Annotated in this window: 18 protein-coding genes and 1 tRNA gene; 11 read left to right on the plus strand and 8 right to left on the minus strand. The window is 43.9% G+C overall.

Annotation, left to right across the window (positions count from 1 at the left end; translation table 11 throughout):
* Positions 1–90 precede the first annotated feature (90 nt).
* From hemA to ybaK, 8 genes are all read left to right on the plus strand, one after another.
* Positions 91–1,347, plus strand: coding sequence for a glutamyl-tRNA reductase (hemA, locus tag BS333_RS03715; RefSeq protein WP_021711082.1), 1,257 nt, complete (start codon positions 91–93; stop codon positions 1,345–1,347).
* A gap of 27 nt (positions 1,348–1,374) precedes the next feature.
* Complete coding sequence (gene prfA / locus BS333_RS03720) at positions 1,375–2,463, plus strand: peptide chain release factor 1 (protein ID WP_021711081.1); 1,089 nt, start codon at positions 1,375–1,377, stop codon at positions 2,461–2,463.
* Between the two features lie 2 nt (positions 2,464–2,465).
* Positions 2,466–3,332, plus strand: a complete 867-nt coding sequence (prmC, locus tag BS333_RS03725) for a peptide chain release factor N(5)-glutamine methyltransferase (RefSeq protein ID WP_021711080.1) — start codon at positions 2,466–2,468, stop codon at positions 3,330–3,332.
* A 70-nt stretch (positions 3,333–3,402) separates the two neighbouring features.
* The gene (locus tag BS333_RS03730; RefSeq protein WP_021711079.1) at positions 3,403–3,786 is read left to right on the plus strand and encodes a SirB2 family protein; all 384 of its coding nucleotides are present in this window, start codon (positions 3,403–3,405) and stop codon (positions 3,784–3,786) included.
* A gap of 4 nt (positions 3,787–3,790) precedes the next feature.
* The gene (locus tag BS333_RS03735) at positions 3,791–4,600 is read left to right on the plus strand and encodes a SirB1 family protein (RefSeq protein ID WP_021711078.1); all 810 of its coding nucleotides are present in this window, start codon (positions 3,791–3,793) and stop codon (positions 4,598–4,600) included.
* 54 nt (positions 4,601–4,654) lie between these two features.
* On the plus strand, positions 4,655–5,506 hold the full coding sequence (kdsA, locus tag BS333_RS03740) for a 3-deoxy-8-phosphooctulonate synthase (RefSeq protein WP_021711077.1): 852 nt from the start codon (positions 4,655–4,657) through the stop codon (positions 5,504–5,506).
* 532 nt (positions 5,507–6,038) lie between these two features.
* Positions 6,039–7,700: a bifunctional UDP-sugar hydrolase/5'-nucleotidase UshA gene (gene ushA, locus BS333_RS03745; protein ID WP_033004280.1), complete on the plus strand. Its 1,662-nt coding sequence runs from the start codon at positions 6,039–6,041 to the stop codon at positions 7,698–7,700.
* A gap of 377 nt (positions 7,701–8,077) precedes the next feature.
* On the plus strand, positions 8,078–8,551 hold the full coding sequence (gene ybaK, locus BS333_RS03755) for a Cys-tRNA(Pro) deacylase (RefSeq protein ID WP_021711075.1): 474 nt from the start codon (positions 8,078–8,080) through the stop codon (positions 8,549–8,551).
* Positions 8,552–8,631: 80 nt separating this feature from the next.
* On the opposite strand, the gene rluF is transcribed toward ybaK, so the two are convergent.
* From rluF to BS333_RS03775, 4 genes are all read right to left on the minus strand, one after another.
* Positions 8,632–9,666 carry a 23S rRNA pseudouridine(2604) synthase RluF gene (gene rluF, locus BS333_RS03760; protein ID WP_021711074.1) on the minus strand — a complete coding sequence of 345 codons (1,035 nt, stop codon included), beginning with the start codon at positions 9,664–9,666 and terminating at the stop codon, positions 8,632–8,634.
* 210 nt (positions 9,667–9,876) lie between these two features.
* The gene (gene smrA, locus BS333_RS03765) at positions 9,877–10,458 is read right to left on the minus strand and encodes a DNA endonuclease SmrA (RefSeq protein ID WP_021711073.1); all 582 of its coding nucleotides are present in this window, start codon (positions 10,456–10,458) and stop codon (positions 9,877–9,879) included.
* Positions 10,459–10,541: 83 nt separating this feature from the next.
* The gene (elbB, locus tag BS333_RS03770) at positions 10,542–11,186 is read right to left on the minus strand and encodes an isoprenoid biosynthesis glyoxalase ElbB (RefSeq protein ID WP_021711072.1); all 645 of its coding nucleotides are present in this window, start codon (positions 11,184–11,186) and stop codon (positions 10,542–10,544) included.
* Positions 11,187–11,398: 212 nt separating this feature from the next.
* On the minus strand, positions 11,399–11,539 hold the full coding sequence (locus tag BS333_RS03775; protein WP_021711071.1) for a DUF3149 domain-containing protein: 141 nt from the start codon (positions 11,537–11,539) through the stop codon (positions 11,399–11,401).
* Between the two features lie 259 nt (positions 11,540–11,798).
* Here BS333_RS03775 and BS333_RS03780 point away from each other — a divergent pair.
* Positions 11,799–11,875: transfer RNA gene (locus BS333_RS03780), tRNA-Pro, on the plus strand.
* Positions 11,876–13,114: 1,239 nt separating this feature from the next.
* Here BS333_RS03780 and BS333_RS03785 read toward each other — a convergent pair.
* The gene (locus tag BS333_RS03785) at positions 13,115–13,987 is read right to left on the minus strand and encodes a TraB/GumN family protein (protein ID WP_033004447.1); all 873 of its coding nucleotides are present in this window, start codon (positions 13,985–13,987) and stop codon (positions 13,115–13,117) included.
* Between the two features lie 487 nt (positions 13,988–14,474).
* Here BS333_RS03785 and BS333_RS03790 point away from each other — a divergent pair, with 487 nt between their 5' ends.
* The gene (locus BS333_RS03790) at positions 14,475–17,126 is read left to right on the plus strand and encodes a beta-N-acetylhexosaminidase (RefSeq protein WP_021711527.1); all 2,652 of its coding nucleotides are present in this window, start codon (positions 14,475–14,477) and stop codon (positions 17,124–17,126) included.
* Between the two features lie 100 nt (positions 17,127–17,226).
* On the opposite strand, the gene BS333_RS03795 is transcribed toward BS333_RS03790, so the two are convergent.
* Entirely contained in the window at positions 17,227–17,673 is a 447-nt protein-coding gene (locus BS333_RS03795; protein ID WP_021711528.1) for a DUF411 domain-containing protein, read from the minus strand.
* A gap of 25 nt (positions 17,674–17,698) precedes the next feature.
* Positions 17,699–20,473 (minus strand): heavy metal translocating P-type ATPase, encoded by a 2,775-nt coding sequence (locus BS333_RS03800; RefSeq protein ID WP_021711529.1) that lies wholly within the window; start codon positions 20,471–20,473, stop codon positions 17,699–17,701.
* A gap of 290 nt (positions 20,474–20,763) precedes the next feature.
* Here BS333_RS03800 and gltX point away from each other — a divergent pair, with 290 nt between their 5' ends.
* The gene (gene gltX, locus BS333_RS03805) at positions 20,764–22,191 is read left to right on the plus strand and encodes a glutamate--tRNA ligase (RefSeq protein WP_021711530.1); all 1,428 of its coding nucleotides are present in this window, start codon (positions 20,764–20,766) and stop codon (positions 22,189–22,191) included.
* Positions 22,192–22,266: 75 nt separating this feature from the next.
* Here the strand turns inward: gltX and BS333_RS03810 are convergent, their stop codons facing one another.
* The gene (locus tag BS333_RS03810; protein WP_033004448.1) at positions 22,267–22,773 is read right to left on the minus strand and encodes a hypothetical protein; all 507 of its coding nucleotides are present in this window, start codon (positions 22,771–22,773) and stop codon (positions 22,267–22,269) included.
* Positions 22,774–22,874 lie beyond the last annotated feature (101 nt).

Consider the following 22,874-nt stretch of genomic DNA (forward strand, 5'->3'; position numbering starts at 1 on the left):
AAACAAATCCGGGTTACCCTTTCAATACATGCGTGCTTAAAGTAAAATTCTGAACCTATTTTATAACTGTTATCAGAGATACCACATTAGATGTCCTTGCTCGCTATTGGAATTAATCACAATACCGCGTCTATCGACTTGCGAGAAAAAGTGGCTTTCGGTCCTGATAAATTGGGCCGAGCACTTGAGCAACTCAGAGACCATGAAGCGGTCAATGGCAGTGTGATTGTGTCGACTTGTAATCGAACCGAATTGTACTGCGATGTTAAGCAAGGAGCGCGAAACAAGCTTATTGATTGGTTGTCTCACTTTCATCAAGTGGAACAAGAAGAGCTTAAGCCCAGCCTTTATTTTTATGAAGAGCAGGCCGCGATAAAACATTTAATGAGAGTCTCGTGTGGTCTAGATTCATTAGTGCTTGGTGAACCCCAGATACTAGGTCAGGTAAAACAAGCGTTCTCAGACGCTCGCGACAGTCAATCTGTTGATGCTTCGATCGATAAGTTGTTCCAAAAAACCTTTTCTGTGGCTAAGCGAGTACGAACAGAAACGGACATTGGTGGTAATGCTGTCTCGGTTGCCTATGCCGCATGTACATTAGCGAAGCATATTTTTGAATCTCTCTCTGAATCGACGGTATTGATGGTTGGTGCCGGGGAGACCATTGATTTAGTGGCTAAGCACTTGGCGTCCAATGGCTGCCAGAAAATGATTGTTGCTAACCGAACACGTGAACGTGCTTTAGGATTAGCAGAGCAGTTTGGTGCAGAGGTCATCAGCCTCAATGAAATCCCAGACCACTTAGCTAGAGCAGATATTGTGATTAGCTCAACAGCCAGTCCATTACCTATTATTGGTAAAGGCATGGTGGAAAGTGCACTCAAAAAACGCCGCTTTCAGCCAATGCTGCTGGTGGATATTGCTGTGCCTAGGGATGTCGAAGCACAAGTTGGCGATCTCAGTGGCGCTTATTTGTACTCGGTCGATGATTTACAGTCCATCATTGATAGTAACCTCGCCCAACGAAAAGTTGAGGCGATTCAGGCTGAAGCGATCGTCAGTGAAGAAAGTGCGGCCTTTATGACTTGGATGCGTTCGCTGCAGGCCGTTGATAGCATCCGTGATTATCGCAAATCAGCTAACGAAATTCGTGAGGAGTTACTGAGTAAAAGCCTTCAATCTTTGGCGGCAGGAGCAGAACCTGAAAAAGTACTGCTCGAGCTCAGTAATAAGCTCACAAACAAACTGATTCATGCTCCAACTCGTGCACTGCAAAGTGCTGCAGAGCAGGGTGAACCAGCAAAATTAACGGTCATTCGTCAAACACTTGGCTTGGATGACCTATAACTCACGCTTTATTAAGAAAACGATATTATGAAAGCCTCTATTCTAACTAAGCTAGAAACGCTAGTTGAACGTTACGAAGAAGTTCAACATCTTCTTGGCGATCCTGATGTTATTGGTGATCAGGACAAATTCCGTGCTCTATCAAAAGAGTACTCTCAGCTCGAAGAAGTGACTCAATGCTTCCAAGCGTATCAACAAGCGCAGGAGGATCTTGTCGCTGCTGAAGAAATGGCGAACGAAGACGACGAAGAAATGCGTGAAATGGCGCAGGAAGAAATCAAAGAAGCAAAAGAGTCAATAGAGCGTCTCACTGACGAGCTACAAATTCTTCTTCTTCCAAAAGATCCAAATGATGACCGTAACTGTTTCCTAGAAATCCGAGCGGGTGCAGGTGGTGATGAAGCGGGTATTTTTGCTGGTGACTTATTCCGCATGTACAGCAAGTACGCAGAGAAGCGCGGCTGGCGTATTGAGGTGATGTCTTCAAACGAAGCTGAGCATGGTGGCTACAAAGAGATGATCGCGAAAGTGAGCGGTGACGGAGCATACGGTGTGCTGAAGTTTGAATCAGGCGGTCACCGTGTTCAACGTGTACCTGCAACGGAATCTCAAGGCCGAGTTCATACCTCTGCATGTACTGTCGCAGTCATGGCTGAGATCCCAGAAGCCGATCTACCTGAAATCAAAGCAGCCGATCTAAAGATTGATACATTCCGTGCCTCTGGTGCTGGTGGTCAGCACGTTAACACCACCGATTCTGCTATCCGTATTACTCACTTACCAACAGGTACTGTTGTTGAGTGTCAGGATGAACGTTCACAGCATAAGAATAAAGCTAAAGCGATGGCCGTGCTTGCTGCTCGTATTGTTCAAGCAGAAGAAGAACGTCGTGCAGCTGAAGTCTCAGATACACGTCGTAACCTACTCGGCTCAGGTGATCGTAGTGACCGTATTCGTACTTACAATTACCCACAAGGTCGTGTTTCTGATCACCGAATTAACCTAACTCTCTATCGTTTAAACGAAGTGATGGAAGGGGACCTACAAAGTTTGATTGATCCTGTTGTTCAAGAGCATCAAGCGGACCAACTTGCGGCGCTTGCAGAGAACAACTGATCGTGAGCCCTGTTCAATCGATTGAGCAAGCCTTGAAAAGTGCGACGGCAATGCTTGCAGAGGGTGACCCAACGTCACCTTCTCTTGATGCTGCTGTCCTGCTATGTCACGTGCTTGATAAACCACGTTCCTACCTTATGACTTGGCCCGAAAAAGCCCTTACGCTTAGTCAACAGACGCAATTTGAAGCGCTGTTGGCGAGGCGCTTATCCGGAGAGCCGGTTGCTTATATCATAGGTGAAAGAGAATTTTGGTCTTTACCGCTTAAAGTTGCGCCATCGACCTTAATCCCAAGACCAGATACGGAACGTTTGGTCGAAGTTGCCCTAGATATTACCCAACAGCAAACAGGGCCCATCCTTGACCTCGGTACAGGGACTGGGGCTATTGCGCTTGCTTTAGCATCAGAGCTTCCGGCGCGACAAGTACTGGGAATTGATCTAAAGCACGAAGCCAAAGAGCTCGCGGAGTATAACGCTACCAGGCTGAACATTAAAAATGTGACGTTTGCTCAAGGAAGCTGGTTTGATTCTATTCCTAGTGGACAAAAGTTTGCTCTAATCGTTTCTAACCCACCGTATATTGATGAGGCCGATCCTCACCTGTCACAGGGGGATGTTCGTTTCGAGCCGAAATCAGCTTTGGTTGCGGATGAGAATGGACTTGCGGATATTCGCCATATTAGCAATATTGCCCGTCAATATTTGGAAACTGAAGGGTGGCTTGCCTTTGAGCATGGCTATGATCAAGGACCTGCCGTTCGACAGATTTTGAGTCAATTTGGGTACGACCAAGTTGTTACCGAAAAAGATTATGGCGGTAATGACCGAGTGACTTTTGGATGTTACCAACCTAATATACCCAAGTGATTTCAAGGTGCTCTGAATCAAGCATCTTAAGGTCATATAGGCATAGTAATCACGGATAAAGAGAACAGAAATGTACACTGCTCTGAAGCATATTCACTTAGTGACCATCGCACTGAGTGCGACACTATTATCATTACGATTCATTCTAATGATGATGGACTCCCCGAAGCGTAATCATAAGTTTTTAAAAGTCTTTCCACATATCGTTGACACAGCGTTACTGCTTACTGGTATTGGCTTGATCATGGTGACTGGCTTTATGCCATTTACCGAAAGCGCCTCTTGGCTAACCAATAAACTGACGTGTGTTTTGGCCTACATTGCACTTGGATTCTTCGCCCTCAAATTAGCGAAAAATAAGCTACTCAAAACGTTCGCTTTCTTTGGTGCGTTAGGATGGCTAGTCATGGCGGCTAATATCGCTGTATCAAAAAGTCCACACTTATTCGGGTAAGCGTATGTTGGAGTTTGTTGACGAACATTTTGACAATATGGCTTTGGTTGAAGGCGCACTAGAACTTAATCTTTCTATCAACCCTGAGACAGATGTTTCTTGGGCGAAACAAGAATTAGAGCGCTTATTCAAAGAAGCTGAGTTTGCATTAGTAAATGAACAGCATGAAGAGCAACGTTTTGAGGCTTTCTTGCGATTGTTTTTCCATCAGTGGGGCTTTAAAGGAGATGAGCAGCAGTATTTTCTCTCTGATAATGGCTTTATTGATAAAGTGTTGCAGCGTCGTAAGGGTATCCCGGTCAGTCTAGGGGCGGTGCTGCTTTACTTAGGTTGTCGTCTTGGCTTTCCGATAAAAGGGATTATGTTTCCGACTCAATTCTTACTCAAGATGGATTGGCCACACCGCTCACCAGACTATATTAATCCATTTAATGGTGAGTATGTGGGGGAGAAAACTTTGCAAGCTTGGTTGATTGGTCAACAAGGCCCTCTTGCTACATTGAAACCCGAACATTTTGAAGAAGCGGATAATCCTGCCATCATCGGTCGCTGGCTTGCCTTGATTAAAAGTGCCATGCTCAGAGAAGAGCGTTACTCCTTAGCACTGCGTTGCAGTAATCTTGCGCTGACTTTTGTGCCAGATGATCCTTATGAAATTCGCGATCGAGGCTTTATCTTTCAGCAACTGGAATGCCATCAAGTTGCGGCATCTGATTTTCAATATTTCGTTGATCAATGCCCAGATGATCCATCGTCAGAATTACTTCAGACGCAAATCAATTCAATGAATGAAAAACAAGTGACGCTCCACTAAACTTTACGGGTATGCCCATTGGCGTACTGTAAGAAATAGACAAAGAGAAGCAAAATGGAACAGAAAATCGTTAACGTTGGTGACATTCAGGTTGCAAACGACAAGCCCTTCACGTTATTTGCTGGCATGAATGTACTTGAGTCTCGTGATCTTGCTATGCAGATCTGTGAGTACTACGTCAAAGTCACTGAGAAATTGGGCATCCCTTATGTCTTTAAGGCATCGTTTGATAAAGCAAACCGTAGCTCAATTCATTCTTACCGTGGTCCTGGCTTAGATGAAGGGTTGAAGATCTTTCAAGAGTTGAAAGACACGTTTGGCGTCAAAATCATCACTGATGTTCATAACGAACAACAAGCTCAGCCCGTTGCTGATGTGGTCGATGTGATCCAATTACCAGCCTTCTTAGCGCGTCAAACGGACCTTGTAGAAGCAATGGCCAAAACTAATGCTGTGATTAATGTGAAAAAGCCACAGTTCATGAGTCCAAACCAAGTGGGTAACATAGTTGACAAGTTTGCAGAATGTGGCAATGAGAAGATCATTTTGTGTGAACGTGGCTCATGTCATGGCTATGATAACTTAGTTGTAGATATGCTTGGCTTTGGCGTGATGAAGAAGGCATCTAATGGCAGCCCTGTCATTTTTGATGTGACGCACTCTCTACAAATGCGAGACCCATCTGGTGCGGCATCTGGTGGTCGACGTGAGCAAACGGTAGAATTGGCAAAAGCAGGACTGGCTACAGGCATCGCGGGCCTCTTTATTGAAGCTCACCCTAATCCAGATCAAGCTCGTTGTGATGGCCCATCAGCATTACCACTAGATAAACTGGAGCCGTTCTTGGCGCAAATGAAGTCGCTAGATGAATTAATTAAGAGTTTTGCGACGATTGATATTCAATAAAACTTGCTCTGTCATCAAGTGACTTTTAAGGGTCTCTGGATCAAGACTCTTGAGGTGATTTGGGTAGAGACTCTGAATGTTTAAACTTCAAGTTATCTAACCACAATGGTTGATGTATCATCAGCCGTTGTGGTTTATTTTTCTCTTTCTCTTTCTCTTTCTCTTTCTCGCTATTCTCTATTTTTTACAGCGTTTAGCTTGCCCACTCAATTGACTTATCTTTGCTGATTGTGACAAACGCAATCGTTAACCTTGACGTTTTTACCTTGTTAGTGTCTTGAATTGCTAGGTTGTGCATACATTCTGTTTATGTAGGTTTGGTAAAAGCACACCTTGCAAATATGCAATTAGAGCTGAAATGTTGTGGACAAAATCATCACTAGTGATCCAGTTATCATAAATATGAGAGTAAAATGTTAGTAAGACACTTTTCAATTAGACTGTAGTCAATTTAGCGCCATGGTGAGTTAAGAATGGAATATCCTCATTCAATAACCTGTCGCCGACTTTAAAGGAAATGAAAGGTAAAACAATGAAGCAACGCCTAATGACTAAAACCGCTTTAAGTGCTGCACTTCTGGCTACTCTAGTTGGATGTAGTACACAGTCAGAACATCAATGGGATCAAGACAAGACCTATAAGCTTACTGTGCTGCACACTAACGATCACCATGGTCGTTTCTGGCAGAATAAATACGGTGAGTATGGTATGGCCGCTCGTAAAACATTGATCGATGAGTTACGTGCTGACATTGAAGCAGAAGGCGGCAGTGTTTTACTTCTTTCCGGTGGCGATATTAATACAGGCGTACCAGAGTCGGATCTCCAAGATGCAGAACCCGATTTTAAAGGCATGAAAAAAATCGGTTACGATGCAATGGCATTAGGTAACCATGAGTTTGATAATCCACTTGAGGTATTATTTAAGCAGCGTGATTGGGCGCAATTCCCAATGCTTTCGGCCAATATTTACGATAAAGAAACCGGTAAGCGTTTGTTCCAACCTTACGCGATGTTTAACAAGCAAGGCATTAAAATTGCTGTTATCGGTTTAACAACAGAAGACACAGCCAAGTTAGGTAATCCTGAATACATTGGTAAACTGGATTTCCGCGATCCAAAAGCAGAAGCGAAAGCGGTGATTGCTGAGCTGAAAGAAACAGAAAAACCGGATCTAATTTTTGCTGTGACGCATATGGGACACTACGAAAATGGTAACCGTGGTTTGAATGCTCCGGGTGACGTTGCATTGGCTCGTTACCTTGATGAAGGCGATCTCGATATGATCGTTGGTGGCCACTCTCAAGAGCCTGTTTGTATGGAAGGCCCTAACGTTATCAATAAACGATTCAAGCCTGGCGATGAGTGCAAGCCTGATCAACAAAATGGCACTTACATTGTTCAAGCTCACGAATGGGGCAAGTATGTAGGCCGAGCAGATTATGAGTTTCGCAATGGTGAGCTTTCAATGGTGAGCTACAACCTCATTCCTGTGAACCTTAAGAAGAAGATAAAAGTCAACGGTGAGTCTCAACGTGTACTGATTCAAGATGAAATTGCTCAAGATGAAGCGATGCTTGAATTCCTTCGCCCATTCCAAGAAAAAGGTCAAGGTAAGCTTAATGTTAAGATTGCTGAATCAAACGGTAAGCTTGAAGGGGACCGTAACGTTGTGCGCTTCCAGCAAACAAACTTGGGTCGCTTGATCGCTACAGCACATCAAGAGCGTGCAAAAGCTGACTTTGCCATCATGAACTCAGGCGGTGTACGCGATTCGATTGAAGGCGGTGATATTACCTACAAAGACGTACTGAAAGTGCAGCCGTTTGGCAATATTGTTTCTTATGTTGATATGTCAGGTAAAGAAGTTCTAGATTACTTAAATCAAGTGGCGACGAAGCCTGTTGACTCTGGGGCTTACGCACAATTTTCAGGGATTTCAATGACCGTAGCTAATGGTAAAGTTTCTGATGTGAAAATTGCCGGCCAGCCGCTGGATCTTACTCAGCAATACCGCTTTACAGTACCAAGCTACAACGCATCTGGTGGTGATGGTTACCCTATCGTGACTTCTCACCCAGGCTACGTGAATACTGGTTTTGTTGATGCTGAAGTATTGAAAGAATATCTACAAGCAAATAGCCCAATCGATGTGAATCAATTCAAAGCTAAGGGTGAGATCGTTTACAAGTAAAAATTGATTGACTCCATCTAGCTCATCGCTTTAACGTAAAACGCTGTTCCCACTTGGGGCAGCGTTTTTTGTATATTCAACATATTGAGTTATACCCAAGTGACCTCAAGATGCTTGATTCAGAGCGAATTCACTGAGCTGAATTCAAGGAAGACAACGAAGCGGAATAGTATTCTATTTCCAAGTTTTCTGACGCAAGAAATCGGCTCAGTGACTCGCTCCCAAAGGGCGAGTGACCTTAACTCTCAGACTTTGTTAACGATTCTCAATGTAGAGCCACTATATTTTCGAATCGTTGCCGCGCCTGAGAGCTAAGGTCATCTCGCTGAACGCAGCATCTTGAGGTCACTTGGGTATAATTAATAAGGAAGGACTCAATGACACCAGCGATTATTCTAGCTAAAAAGAAAAAAGTACCGCATACCATTCATCAATATGAACACGATCCTAGAGCAGAAAGTTATGGACTAGAGGCAGCCGAAGTATTGGGGCAAGACCCTAGCAAAGTGTTTAAAACATTGTTGTTTTGCCTAAATGGTGAGCCAAAAAATTTAGCGGTTGCGATCATTCCCGTTGCACAAAAGCTCAACTTAAAGTTGGCGGCAAAAGCAGCCAATGGGAAAAAAGCGGATATGGCCGATCCTGAGATCGCACAAAAAGTGACGGGTTATGTTGTGGGTGGCATCAGCCCTTTAGGACAGAAGAAAAAACTGCCTACATTGTTACACGAAAGTGCCCAAGATCTAGAAACGATATGTGTTAGTGCAGGAAAACGTGGCTTAGAAATCGAACTTTCTCCGGCGGATCTTCTCAGCTTAACACAGGGAAGATTCGCGCCATTGTGTGCTTAAATAAGTCAATGAATAAATAAAAGGACGTACCAAGACGCCCTTATTGCTTATTATATTTATTAATATGTCTCTTTATTGCTTTATTTTTTTAAGCTCAGTGTGCCACTAGAACGTTTTTTCGGCTGTGTCGCATTTGGATTGATATAGTGCTTTTTCGCTTTTTTCTGCTCTGGAGCCACTTGCGTATTATCATGACTAGGCTGACGGCGTTTTTGTTGCCCTTTTTTCGAGTTTGGGGCATGACGAAACTCATCGGCATTATTACCACGGTAAGTGCGTGGCTTTTGATTGCGGCGAGCAGTGGATGTTTGGTTTTCTTCACGGCTATCAAATAACTTAGCGTCAGTCGCTCTTCGAATATGGCGTCCTTTAGCATCTGCTGTTGAGGCCTCTTCTGTGCCCACTGAGCCCTCACACATTGTAAGCATCTCATTAACTTCATCATCGGTCAGGTAACGCCATTTGCCGTTCGGGATACCATCGAGTGAAATGTTCATGATGCGAACGCGGCGTAACTTAAACACTTCATAGCCCAATGCTTCACACATTCGACGAATTTGGCGGTTTAAGCCTTGAGTCAAGGTAATACGAAAAGAAAACTTAGTCTCTTTGGTGACTTTACATGGCAGTGTTACCGTATCAAGGATTTTGACGCCACTCGACATTTGTTTAAGAAAATCGCCTGTGATGGGTTTATCCACGCGTACTACGTATTCTTTTTCATGATTGTTGCCGGCACGCAAGATTTTATTAACGATATCTCCATCATTGGTCAGAAAGATGAGTCCATCAGAGGGTTTATCGAGACGCCCAATTGGGAAAATACGTTTCTTATGGCCGATAAAATCGACAATGTTGCCAGGAATGTCGCGTTCTGTTGTACAAGTAATTCCCGTCGGTTTATTCAAAGCAATGTAGATCGGTTTTTCTTTTGCCGCAACAGGTTTGCCATCAACACGGACATCATCACCGAATAGAACTTTCGTGCCCATCTCGGGTTGCTTTCCGTTGATAGTAACTCGGCCTTGTTCGATAAGGCGATCAGCTTCGCGGCGTGAGCAAAAGCCAGTTTCACTGATAAATTTATTTAAGCGTTTTGCGTTATCTTGTGACATGTTGTTCTCCTAACGTTTCACAACGGCGGTTAAAAAAGCTTGGCCCTATTTGTCGTGCTCTTCAATGACTTTAGGCTAAGAAAATAAGGTTGGCGATTCTATCATCTATCTTTCAGTGAGCTCAAGGAATACCCAAGTATCTTGAAGGAACTTAGGTAGACCCAAATAGATGGCAGGGTATCAATAAAGCTGCTGACTCATTGAAAAGCGTTAACCTAGGCGCTTTTGATGGCGCTCTCTTGTTTCTAACTTTTTTTCAGCACTTTTGCGCAACAGAACATAAACAGCGCCAGTGCCACCATGGAAACGTTGTGCACTGTGTACGCATTGAACTTCACGTATCTGTTGCAGCCAACTACTGACAAAACTTTTCATCAACGCGGGTGGGTTAGAGCGTTCGCCTCGACCATGGACAATCACCACGGTACGGATATCCCATTCGATGCATTGCTTGAGAAATTTAACCACTTCGTGGCGCGCTTCTTTGAGTGTCTTTCGATGTAAATCTAAGCGTGCTTGAATCGGGTATTTACCGAGACGCAGCTTACGATAGACACCGTCTTGAACGCCATCACGTTTGAACTCAATAAAATCATCGGGCTGAAGCATCGTGGTATGTTCTATCGATAGCTGCTCAGGATCTTCTTCTGCCAGCCAAATAGCGGCTTCTTGCCTTGCACGTTGAGCGTCGGTAATGTGATGGCTTTTTATGTGTTCCGCCGTGTCATGACTGATTGGCTTCACATCGCCCATCATCTTTTGGAATAGCTCGAAATCATCATCATGGGACATGGTGTTCACCCATTAAAGAGTCAGGAAATAAAAGCAATTATACCCAACTCATCTCGGGTTGCTAAGTGATAAAGGAGAGAGATTTAAACCATCGCAATGACGGCTGAAACCAATTTATCGATGCCTCTTTTCGCTTCCACCATGTTGGACGCTAGCATATAAGCTGGTGTAGAAACCACTTTATGCTCTTCGTCAATGACAATGTCTTCAACAGTGCAGTCAACATGTTGTCCATCTAATTCATTGATGATATTAGCCGTATCTAAATCATTGCCAATGGTGCAGTGGACGCCATGATAAAGTTTAGGCAGTAGGACGGGGGCGATACACATGTATCCAACGGGTTTCTTTGCTGCGGCAAATGAGCTCAAAACCTTTTCAATCTCAGGGTCGATAACAAAATTTTTGCCATCACTCGCGATGCTAGAGAAGTTTTTTGCTACGCCAAAACCACCAGGCACAAGAAGCGCAGAAAAATCATTTACATCGATTTCGTTTAGCGATTTGATGTTTCCTCTCACAATACGAGCCGACTCTTCTAGGATATTGCGCTCAGTTCCTTCAACTTCACCAGAATGATGGTTAACAGTATGGTTTTGTGGTTTATCTAAAGAAAAACATGTGTAATCGTACCCTTGCTCTTCAAGTGCTAGCAGTGTTAAAACGGCCTCATTAACTTCCGCACCATCGAAGACACCGCAGCCGGAGAGTATTACTGCAACATTCATTGTTCATTTCCTTATTACTTTGATTAAATAGGCTTTAGATATAACATACTGATTTTTAAGTTTAAATGCCGTTAATCTTTTGATAGGTATGTTTTTAATGTAAAGGCTGAGAAGGGTGTTGTCTTCTTTACAGTGAAATGTAGGAAAAGACAAAAAACGGAGTGGGTAAGGCGCCCACTCCGGTGCAAAATAATGATGCTAATTAGTGAGGTCTAATGAGGAGATTTGTCGTGCATTATCTTGTAAATGAAAAAAACACTGTAAAACAACATTAGGCCAATGGCACCAAAGATGACAATCATTGATGATAGCCCTACTGCGTTACCAAAAAGAAGATCTAGCCAAAAATCCATGTTTTTCTCCAAGACGTTTCCGACATGGACCAAACTAAAGCTTAGTTAGGCGGGGTATCATGATCTGGATCAATGATGTTGTGAAGGTTAAATATTTGTATTTTATTATGAGTTCTTGGTCGCATTTTGTTGTTGTATGTTCATAAAATCATCAAAAGGTTTAAGAGGGGTATTTTTTTTCTAAAAAGGACTTGCGTCTGTGTTGGGAATCCGTATTATACACCTCCGTTGATTCGGCACATTGTCGTGTTAACCTTCTCGGTGAATAGCGCAGCTTGGTAGCGCATCTGGTTTGGGACCAGAGGGTCGGGGGTTCGAATCCCTCTTCACCGACCACATTAAGAAAGCCTGCTTACATAGCAGGCTTTCGTCGTTTTGGAGCTTAGTAAAGTCACGTTTGGTAACCATAGATGGGGTTCGCCTGATGTTAGAATATGGCTCTTCACCGACCACATTAAGAAAGCCTGCTTACATAGCAGGCTTTCGTCGTTTTGGAGCTTAGTAAAGTCACGTTTGGTAACCATAGATGGGGTTCGCCTGATGTTAGAATATGGCTCTTCACCGACCACATTAAGAGAGCCTGCTTACACAGCAGGCTTTCGTCGTTTTGGGAATTAGTAAAGTCACGTTTGGTGACCATAGATGGGGTTCGCCTGATGTTAGAATATGGCTCTTCACCGACCACATTAAGAAAGCCTGCTTACGTAGCAGGCTTTCGTCGTTTTAGGGCTTGGCAAAGTAGCGTTTAACGGCCATAGATGGGGTTCGCCTGATGTTAGAATATGGCTCTTCACCGACCACATTAAGAAAGCCTGCTTACATAGCAGGCTTTCGTCGTTTTGGAGCTTAGTAAAGTCACGTTTGGTAACCATAGATGGGGTTCGCCTGATGTTAGAATATGGCTCTTCACCGACCACATTAAGAGAGCCTGCTTACACAGCAGGCTTTCGTCGTTTTGGGAATTAGTAAAGTCACGTTTGGTGACCATAGATGGGGTTCGCCTGATGTTAGAATATGGCTCTTCACCGACCACATTTAGAAAGCCTGCTTATACAGCAGGCTTTCGTCGTTTTGGGGCTTAGTAAAGTCACGTTTGATGACCATAGATGGGGTTCGCCTGATGTTAGAATATGGCTCTTCACCGACCACATTAAGAAAGCCTGCTTACACAGCAGGCTTTCGTCGTTTTGGGGCCTAGTAAAGTCACGTTTGATGACCATAGATGGGGTTCGCCTGATGTTAGAATATGGCTCTTCACCGACCACATTAAGAAAGCCTGCTTATATAGCAGGCTTTCGTCGTTTTGGGGCTTAGTAAAGTCACGTTTGATGACCATAGATGGGGTTCGCCTGATGTTAGAATATGGCTCTTCACCGACCACATTAAGAGAGCCTGCTTATATAGCAGGCTTTCGTCGTTTTGGGGCTTAGTAAAGTCACGTTTGATGACCATAGATGGGGTTCGCCTGATGTTAGAATATGGCTCTTCACCGACCACATTAAGAAAGCCTGCTTACACAGCAGGCTTTCGTCGTTTTGGGGTTGAGTAAAGTCGCGTTTGTAAGCTCAATCTTTGTTATGTATCACATACAGTAGGAACCGTTTCACCTAGGGGCTGAACGTGAAAGCCTCGTTGCTTAAGTAAATCAATAAGGTTGTCTTTGCCAATTAAATGTAGGCTGCCCACGACCAAGGTATAGTGGCCATCTTTTTTGGAAAATATTTGCCCTGAATCGATTTTGTTTGCCCAGTCTCGATTGCGTGCGTAAAGGAAAGCATCATTAAACTCATCGCTGCTCTCTTGATGTTGGGTGATATTCTCGATGGTCTTTAAATCGCCATTCTTCCAGCTGTTTATTAAGCATTTCACTAAGTTTTGTCCATTTCTAAAGTCCTCCATTGAGGCAAGTAATAGCTCTTTGCCTCCATCATGTTGGTTAGCAATAAGATCTAACTGGAATTGGACTGTTTCTAAAGGAAGGAGCGGGACATCATTTTGCTCAGCAAGCTTGATTAAATGCATGTCGATGCCATGTTCAGATTGATAGCCCAGCTTATTCACTAGCAATACCTCAATGGTTAGTGCCGCAGACCAAGGTGGGGAATCAAGCAAATTTTCCTCGTTTAGGCCAAATTCGCTTGCAATGGCTTTAAGGTGTGCACGTTGCTTTTTATCTAAAACCTGTCGAGCCAATAATCGTGGTTGTGGGGGAGTAATATTGTTTGCATCTCTTATATCGGCTTCTACGATGAGACCATCACTGTTTTTCAGGAAAGTAGTGACGGCAGTAGGGAGCGGATACATACTCCGGTCACCCACATGAATCGAGCCGATGATCATCAGTTCAGTTTGGCCCTTTTTAGCAAGCCAATGCTGGGGTTGTGCATACGCCTGTATAGTAATTAGGCATAGTATGAAAAAAGACATGAAGTTTGAAATTCGTAGCATATCTATCTGAGCCTCTGGAAGTTCATCATTTATCTATATACCCAAGCATCTTGAGGTTACTTGGGTATAACATACCTCGTCAAAATCGTCATTTTAAAAAGTATGAGAAAGTTTTGGCAAAGTAGAACTGGGATCTGATTCACGAAAGTGTGCATCACTTGAGATATGATAAAACTCAGTGCACATTTTCACGTGATCTAAATCTTATAAAACCCTTATAAATGGTGTCCTTTATGTGATTTTTGTCACAATAAACTCGTCAAAAAAATATTTCCGATTTTAACGTTGTTTTTAAATTTTTGTTTTTATTGGTTTTTGTTTCCTGTCTTGTTAGTGGAATTTGAAGTGGGTCACTCCTTATTTTTAATAATTTTACGGCTAGAATTAATGGGTTGTATTGTAGGGGCAATTGTTAAGCGCATCGCGTTTTCGATGCGTATTTTTCATCCAGTTGCGGTTACACCCCTGACTTTTTAGGAAAAGTAAAATGTTTAAACCTAGTTTGATTGCTGTTTCTATTCTTGCGACATTAGCAGGTTGCACTTCACTACAAAACTCACAGCAGCAAGTAGTCGATACTCTTGCCGATAACCTTGATATTCAATACGAAGTGGTGACGAATCACGGCGCTAATGAAGGCCTTGCTTGTCAAGATATGGGCGCTGAATGGGCATCGTGTAATAAAGTAAACATGACCCTTGTCAACCAAGGTGAGGCAGTTGACTCAAAAGATTGGGCGATTTACTTCCATAGTATCCGTCTTATTCTGGACGTAGATAATGAGCAGTTCAAAGTTTCTCGCGTAACGGGTGACCTACATAAGTTAGAACCGACAGACAAATTTGATGGTTTTGCCGCAGGGGAAGAGATGGTACTTCCTTTGGTTGCTGAATACTGGCAATTATTCGAAACTGATTTCATGCCTGGTGCTTTCATTGCCGCACCAGATGCAGAACCAAAGATGATTGCTTCTTTAAATACTGAAGATGTTGCATCATTTGTTAAAGGCCTAGAAGGTAACAACCTAAAACGCACTCCAGATGACAATAATGTTTTTGCTAATGCGGTATCTCGTTTTGAGAAAAACCAAGATTTAGAGAAGCAAGATGTTTCAACGACTTTACTGCCAACACCAATATTTGTTGAAGCAGGGAAAGGCAAGATGAATATTGCGTCAGGTCTTGCATTACCTAAAGATGCGTTCGATGCTGCTCAATTTGCCGCTCTTGAAGATCGCGCAGAAGTGATTGGTGTAGACGTAAAAGGTGATGTACCTGTCAGCGTTCAAATTTCGCCAGCAAGCTTTAAAGGCGATATGGCCAAATCTGGTGCTTACGAAATGATCATTAAAGACAATGGCGTTTCGATCAAAGCCTTTGACCAAGCGGGTGCTTTCTATGCTGTACAATCCATCTTTGGTTTAGTCGATACCAACAATATAGACACATTGCCACAACTGACAATCAAGGACGCACCTCGTTTTGATTACCGTGGTGTCATGGTCGATGTGGCGCGTAACTTCCACTCAAAAGAGGCAATGCTTGCTACGTTAGACCAAATGGCAGCGTACAAAATGAATAAACTTCATCTGCATCTGACTGATGATGAAGGTTGGCGTTTAGAAATCCCTGGCCTTCCAGAGCTGACAGACATCGGTGCTAAGCGTTGTTTTGATACTGAAGAGAAAAGCTGTTTATTACCTCAACTAGGTTCTGGCGCCACAACAGATAACTTTGGCTCTGGTCACTTTAGCAGAGAAGATTACGTCGATATCGTTAAGTACGCTAAAGCACGTAACATCGAAATCATTCCTGAAATTGACATGCCAGCTCACGCTCGAGCGGCCGTGGTATCAATGGAAGCGCGTTACGACCGCTTGATGGCAGAAGGCAAAGAAACAGAAGCAAATGAATACCGTCTGATGGATCCAGAAGATACATCAAACGTAACGACTGTTCAGTTCTACGACAAGCAAAGCTTTATTAACCCATGTATGGAGTCATCAGCTCGTTTCGTAGATAAAGTTATCTCAGAAGTGGCTGCCATGCATAAAGAAGCGGGCGCTCCTCTATCGACTTGGCACTTTGGTGGCGATGAAGCGAAAAATATCAAGTTAGGCGCTGGTTTCCAAGATATCAATGCTGCAGAAAAAGCAGACTGGAAAGGTACCATTGATTTGTCTAAGCAAGACAAGCCATTTGCACAGTCTCCACAATGTCAGACTTTGATAGACGATGGAACAGTAAGTGACTTTGCTCACCTACCAAGCCATTTCGCAGAAGAAGTGTCTAAGATTGTGGCAGAGAAAGGCATTCCAAACTTCCAAGCATGGCAAGACGGCTTGAAGTACAGTGAAGGTGAAAAAGCATTTGCGACAGATAAGACGCGTGTAAACTTCTGGGATGTACTTTACTGGGGTGGAACTTCATCAGTATACGATTGGGCTAAGAAAGGTTATGAAGTGATCATTTCTAACCCAGACTACGTGTACATGGACATGCCATATGAAGTTGACCCGAAAGAACGTGGTTACTACTGGGCAACACGTGCTACTGATACGCGTAAGATGTTCGGCTTTGCACCAGAAAACATGCCGCAAAACGCTGAGACATCTGTAGACCGTGATGGCAATGGTTTTACCGGTAAAGGTGAAATCGAAGCGAAACCTTTCTATGGTTTATCAGCACAGCTTTGGTCTGAAACAGTACGTAATGACGAGCAATATGAATATATGGTCTTCCCTCGCGTACTCGCCGCTGCTGAGCGTGCATGGCACCGTGCAGATTGGGAAAACGACTACAAAGTTGGGGTTGAGTACTCGCAAAACTCTAATCTAGTCAACAAAGCAGCACTAAACCAAGATTACAACCGCTTTGCAAACGTGCTTGGCCAACGTGAACTGGCTAAACTTGAAAAGTCGGGCATTGACTACCGTTTACCAGTCCCGGGTGCGAAAGTTGAAAACGGCAAACTGGCGATGAACGTTCAATTCCCAGGTGCGACGCTTCAGTACTCTCTAGACGGTAAAAATTGGCTGACTTATTCAGACAATGCTCGTCCAAATGTACAGGGTAAAGTGTTTATCCGCTCGGTCTCATCTTCTGGTGAGAAAGTAAGTCGCGTGACCAGCGTGAAATAATCGTGTGAGTGCTTTTATCGATAAGCTCTGATATTAAACCCCCTCCTATTGTGTGAGGGGGTTTTGTTTTTTTGCTTTCTTAATTATAGTTTTCTGAGAATTATTGATTGCCTTCGTGAACTCTAAACTCGAAGGTTTGACCTGCTTCATTAAAGGCATAGACCACATAGCGATCTTTTTTATCACCGTGTTCCATACCCGGAGAACCGATTGGCATACCGGGTACCGTTAGGCCTTTTGCCCCTTTAGGCGGATTATCTAAAAAAGCTTTAATGTCTTCAGCTGGAACATGGCCTTCAAACACATAACCATCGATTTCAGCCGTGTGACAAGAGTATAAATTTTGATTGTTTAACCCTAATCGGCTTTTGACAGCGTTCATGTTGTCGTGCAACTTTTCCGTGACTTTGAAACCATTGGCTTCCATGTATTTACTCCAATCACCACAACAGCCACAATATGGGGATTTGTGGTTAACGACATCAATAGTGAAGGCATTTACTGACATCGACATCAGTGCAGTGAAACAAAATGTTTTGAACTTCATAAGATCCTCGAACAATCAATAGGTTTTAACTTACTCGAAATCGTCGCAGCCTGTTGGCATTACTGACCACCGTAATGGATGATAAGGCCATTGCCGCGCCTGCTACGACTGGACTAAGTAAAAAGCCAAAAAATGGATACAGTATACCAGCTGCAATCGGAATGCCTAAAGCATTATAAATAAAGGCGCCAAGCAAATTTTCTTTCATATTTCTGAGTGTTGCTCTCGAGAGTTGAATCGAATGTACCGCTGCCATTGGAGAAGTATTTAAGATCGTCATTTGGGCGCTTTCAATAGCGACGTCGCTCCCACTGCCCATTGCGATTCCGAGATCGGCGATGGCAAGGGCTGGGGCATCATTAATTCCATCGCCTATCATTGCAACGACATGCCCTTTTGCTTGCAATGATTGAACATGTTTTGCTTTCTCATCAGGTAACACCTGCGCGACAATATTATCCACGCCAAGCTCTTGCCCGATTGCGTGTGCGACGTGTTGGTTATCACCCGTGAGCATCACAGTAAGGATGCCTTGTTCTTGCAAAGCGCTGATCGCCTGCTTTGCGTCTGGCCTGATTGGATCGGCAATGGCGATAAGACCAATAAGCTGGTTATCTAAGGCGACAGCAACGGGTGTCCAAGCGTTGTGCGCGCAGTCGTCAATCACTTGATTCATTGGTGTAAGATCAATTGCTTGAGTTTGCATAAATTGCAGCGAACCAATATGAAGATGCTGTGATTGGTAAGTGGCTTGAATGCCCTGGCCTCGTAGGTTTTCGAAAGACTCCAACTGAATATTAGGGGTATTTTGGTTTTGAGCATAATCGCATATGGCTTTGGCTAGCGGATGCTCTGATTGACGCTCTGCAGCATAAGCGAGAGATAAAAGGCTTTCTTTACTGGTGTTATGAACAAAGACGTCTTGAACATTTGGTTTGCCTTGTGTCAGAGTGCCGGTTTTATCAAACACAACCACATCCGCTTTACTAGCGAGTTGGAGTGCATCCGCGTCTTTTATCAGAATGCCAAGTTCAGCGGCCTTACCAATACCAACAGTGACCGATAACGGGGTCGCTAAGCCCAGTGCACAAGGGCAGGCAATGATAAGTACCGTGGTGGCGACGACCAGCATGTAACTCGCTTTGGGCTCTGGTCCGACAAAATACCAAATTAGAGCGGAAAAAATCGCGATGCCGACCACAACAGGCACAAACACCGCTGAGATCTGATCCGCCAATTTGGCAATGGCAGGTTTGCTGCTCTGAGCGCTTCTAACCATACGAATAATGCGAGCTAGCATGGTGTCTGCTCCAACGCCTGTTGCTTCAATGATCAGGCTACCATCCGTATTCATGGTGCCAGCGGAGACGGGATCCCCGAGTTTTTTTAATACTGGAATGGGCTCGCCCGTGAGCATGGATTCATCCAGATACGATTCTCCCTGCATGACTCTGCCATCAACGGGGATTTTTTCTCCGGGCTTAATGCGTAATGTCATGCCAAGGGTGATTTTGTCTACATCGATCACTTGATCGCCTTGAGAGGAGACCAACGTTGCCTGTTGAGGTTGGAGGTTAATCAGTGCTTGCAATGAACGCGTCGTATTGGCTTTTGCTTTGGCTTCGATAAAGTGACCCAGTGAGATTAATCCGATGATCATTGCACTGGCTTCAAAGTAAACGTGGCGCGAAGGCTCAGGAAACCATTGAGGGAAGAGCACCACAAGCATTGAATAAAACCAAGCCGTACCTGTCCCTAATGCGACAAGCGTATCCATGGTGGCTCGTTTATGGGTGGCAGCTAGCCATGCGTTTGCAAAGAAAAAGCGACCTGCAGTAGCCAGCAAAAGTAAACAGAGCAAACCAATCAGCCCCCAAGCTATTTGGTCATTGACGTTTTTCACCATCATATTGCCTCCCAAAATACCCCACAGCATGAGAGGGGCTCCAACGAGGAGACCTGCAAGCGCATCCTTTTTAAAACGTTGTTGCTGGATTTTTTGCTGTTGTATTTGCTTCTCTTGTTGAGTTGCAGCATCTTGAAGTACTTCAGCGTGATAGCCCGCTTGGCTAACAGCAGCAATGAGAGATTTTTCTAGTCTTTCATCGTCTTGACTCACTTCGACCAGAGCACTTTGTTCTGCTAGGTTCACTTGTGCTTTTTCAACGTTAGTGACACTGAGTAATGCACTTTCCACGGAGGAAACACAACTGGCACAGGTCATCCCTTGAATTAATAAATGCAATTGAACGTTGTTATTGGTTGAGACAACGTTTTCTGAGGAGTCCGACATTGACGCAGAAGTGGGGGTTGAGGCAGAAGAAATGCAACTTGAAGAGGCGGGTTCCTCTGTTGATACACTGGTAGGGTGCGCTAACCCAGAACTGAGTGATAATGAATCTTCTGACTCAGGCGCCTGAGTCAGCGTGGCGTGGTAGCCAAGCGAGCTGACGAGTTCGATCACCTGTTGAGCGGATAATAAGGTGGTAATGTTAAGTTGTGAGGTCGATAACCGAAAGTCGATGATGCCTTGTTGTGTGTTAAGTAGCGACGTTAGTTTGCGGACGCAGTGTTGGCAACTGAGGCCACTTAATTGAAATTGATAGTGGTAGCCTGCTTGATAACCCAGAGATGAAATGGTTTGGGCAATGTCCAATAAGGTGGCATCGGTTTTGAGTTCAAGCCGGGTCGGTGAGGCATCGATTATCTCGATCGTGTGTTTGGAGCGCAGTGTCTTTTCAAGCTTTTTCACACATCCCATGCAGCTAAGGCCGGACATGGGCACAACGAATTGATGCATAATTTATCCTCAGTAAAGTTGATGGATCGACTTTAAACCTTCCCTCTAGGGGAAGGTCAAGTGTCTTATTCGTGATGCTTAACCAATATACCCAAGTAACCTCGCTCTGAATCAAGCATCTTGAAGTCACTTGGGTATAGACTGAATGAGCATAGCTTGATTTGATGACATCGAGGTATTTTGCTGTCAAAGCGATTGTAGTATTAACTTACGATGTTAGAATGACGCCAATTTTATCCTGAACATTACCGCGAGAGCTCTCTCGTTACTCATTACCCTAAGGAACTCACATGACGGTTAAAACTCGTTTTGCTCCTAGCCCAACTGGCTACCTACATGTTGGTGGTGCAAGAACTGCACTTTACTCTTGGCTATATGCTAAAAACCAAGGTGGTGAATTCGTTCTACGTATCGAAGATACTGACCTTGAGCGTAACTCTCAGGAAGCCGTTGATGCGATCCTAGAAGGAATGAAATGGTTAGGTTTAGAGTGGAATGAAGGCCCTTATTACCAGACCCAACGTTTTGAACGCTACAACGAGATGGTTGAGAAACTGTTGGCAGAAGACAAAGCTTACAAATGTTACGCGTCTAAAGAGCTATTAGATGAAGTGCGTGCAGAGCAAGAAGCCAACAAAGAAATGCCGCGTTATGATGCGAATCATCCAAAAATTAAAGCGGCTAACGAAGCGGCACAAGAGGGTGACCCATGTGTGATTCGTTTCCGTAACCCAAAAGAAGGCAGCGTTGTATTTGATGACCAAATTCGTGGTCGTATCGAAATTAGCAACACACAAATGGATGATTTAATCATTCGCCGTACTGACGGCTCGCCAACGTACAACTTCTGTGTTGTGGTTGATGACTGGGATATGGGTATTACGCATGTTGTGCGTGGTGAAGACCACATCAATAACACCCCACGTCAGATCAACATCTACGAAGCGTTAGGCGCTCCAGTCCCTACGTTTGCTCACTGTGCAATGATCCTAGGTGATGATGGTGCAAAACTATCTAAACGCCACGGTGCAGTGTCGGTAATGCAATACCGCGATATGGGTTACCTGCCAGCAGCATTAAATAACTACTTAGTTCGTCTTGGTTGGTCTCATGGTGACCAAGAGATTTTCTCTGAGCAAGAGATGATCGACCTGTTCAGCCTAAATGCAGTATCGAAGTCTGCATCAGCATTCAACACCGATAAGCTACAGTGGTTGAACAACCATTATATCAAGAGCTCAGATCCAGCGTATGTTGCGGAACATCTTCAATGGCACTTAGAGCAGCAGCAGCTAGACGTTACAAGTGGTCCTGCTATTACAGAAGTGATTAAGCTGGTGGGTGAACGTTGTAATACGCTGGTTGAACTGGCTGAGCAAATTCGTTACTTCTACGAAGATTTTGCAGAGTTTGAAGCAGGCGCAGCGAAAAAACACTTGCGTGGTGTCGCAAAAGAGCCTCTAGAACTTGCGCTTGCTAAAGCAGAAGCACTCACAGAGTGGACGACCGAAAACATTAAATCCGGTGTGATTGCTGCTGTTTGTGAAGAGCTAGATATTGGTATGGGCAAAATCGGCATGCCATTACGCGTAGCGGTAACTGGTGGCGGTCAGTCTCCTTCTGTTGATGCCGTGATGGAACTGATTGGTAAAGAGCGTTGTATTGCTCGTATCAAGATGGCGCTTGAATTTATCGCTGAGCGTGAAGCTAACGCCTAACTGCTGTTAGATTTAAAGCGAACAGTATAGAAAACCGCAAGACTGGCCTCGTTAGTCTTGCGGTTTTTTTGCATGTTACTTGAGGTCAATACTCTGTAGGCGTCCCATAAAACTCAATAGCTCTAGATTGTCTTTATGTGCTTCGAGTAATGCTTTTTTCGTTTGCATGTAAGCAGCCAACTTACCGTACTTATTGATTGAGCGTACGATCGTCTTGTATTTGTACTCTCCATGCTCGTCAAACTCACGCCATTTAGCGATATAACAAGCATCTCGATTTTCCGGATTCTCCAACGTTGGGTTTGGCTTATGGACGATCTTCGGTTCAACACTATGTGGAAGGCGAGTCATTAGAAACGGGTCTTTCAATAGTCTAGGCCAAAACTTACCCCACATATCTTTGCCCAATTCGTTGCGAAGCTGAATGGCTTTCTTGAGCCCTTTTTCTTCACCGATACGGACATATCCGACAGAGCGGTGCAATACCGTATCGTCAGGAGTATGGATATGAATTTTAAATGCCGTTTTTCCCTTCGAGATAAAACGATGGCCAGTGTTTGTGATTAAATTGCTCTTAGACATAGGTTTTGTTAACAATTTTGTCATTTTGTGATGGTAAGTAAAACTCATCCATAATTAAAGTATAAAACTTCAATTTGTATACCTAAGAATGTCGAAATGTT

Source organism: Vibrio azureus (assembly GCF_002849855.1).
Classification (GTDB): domain Bacteria; phylum Pseudomonadota; class Gammaproteobacteria; order Enterobacterales; family Vibrionaceae; genus Vibrio; species Vibrio azureus.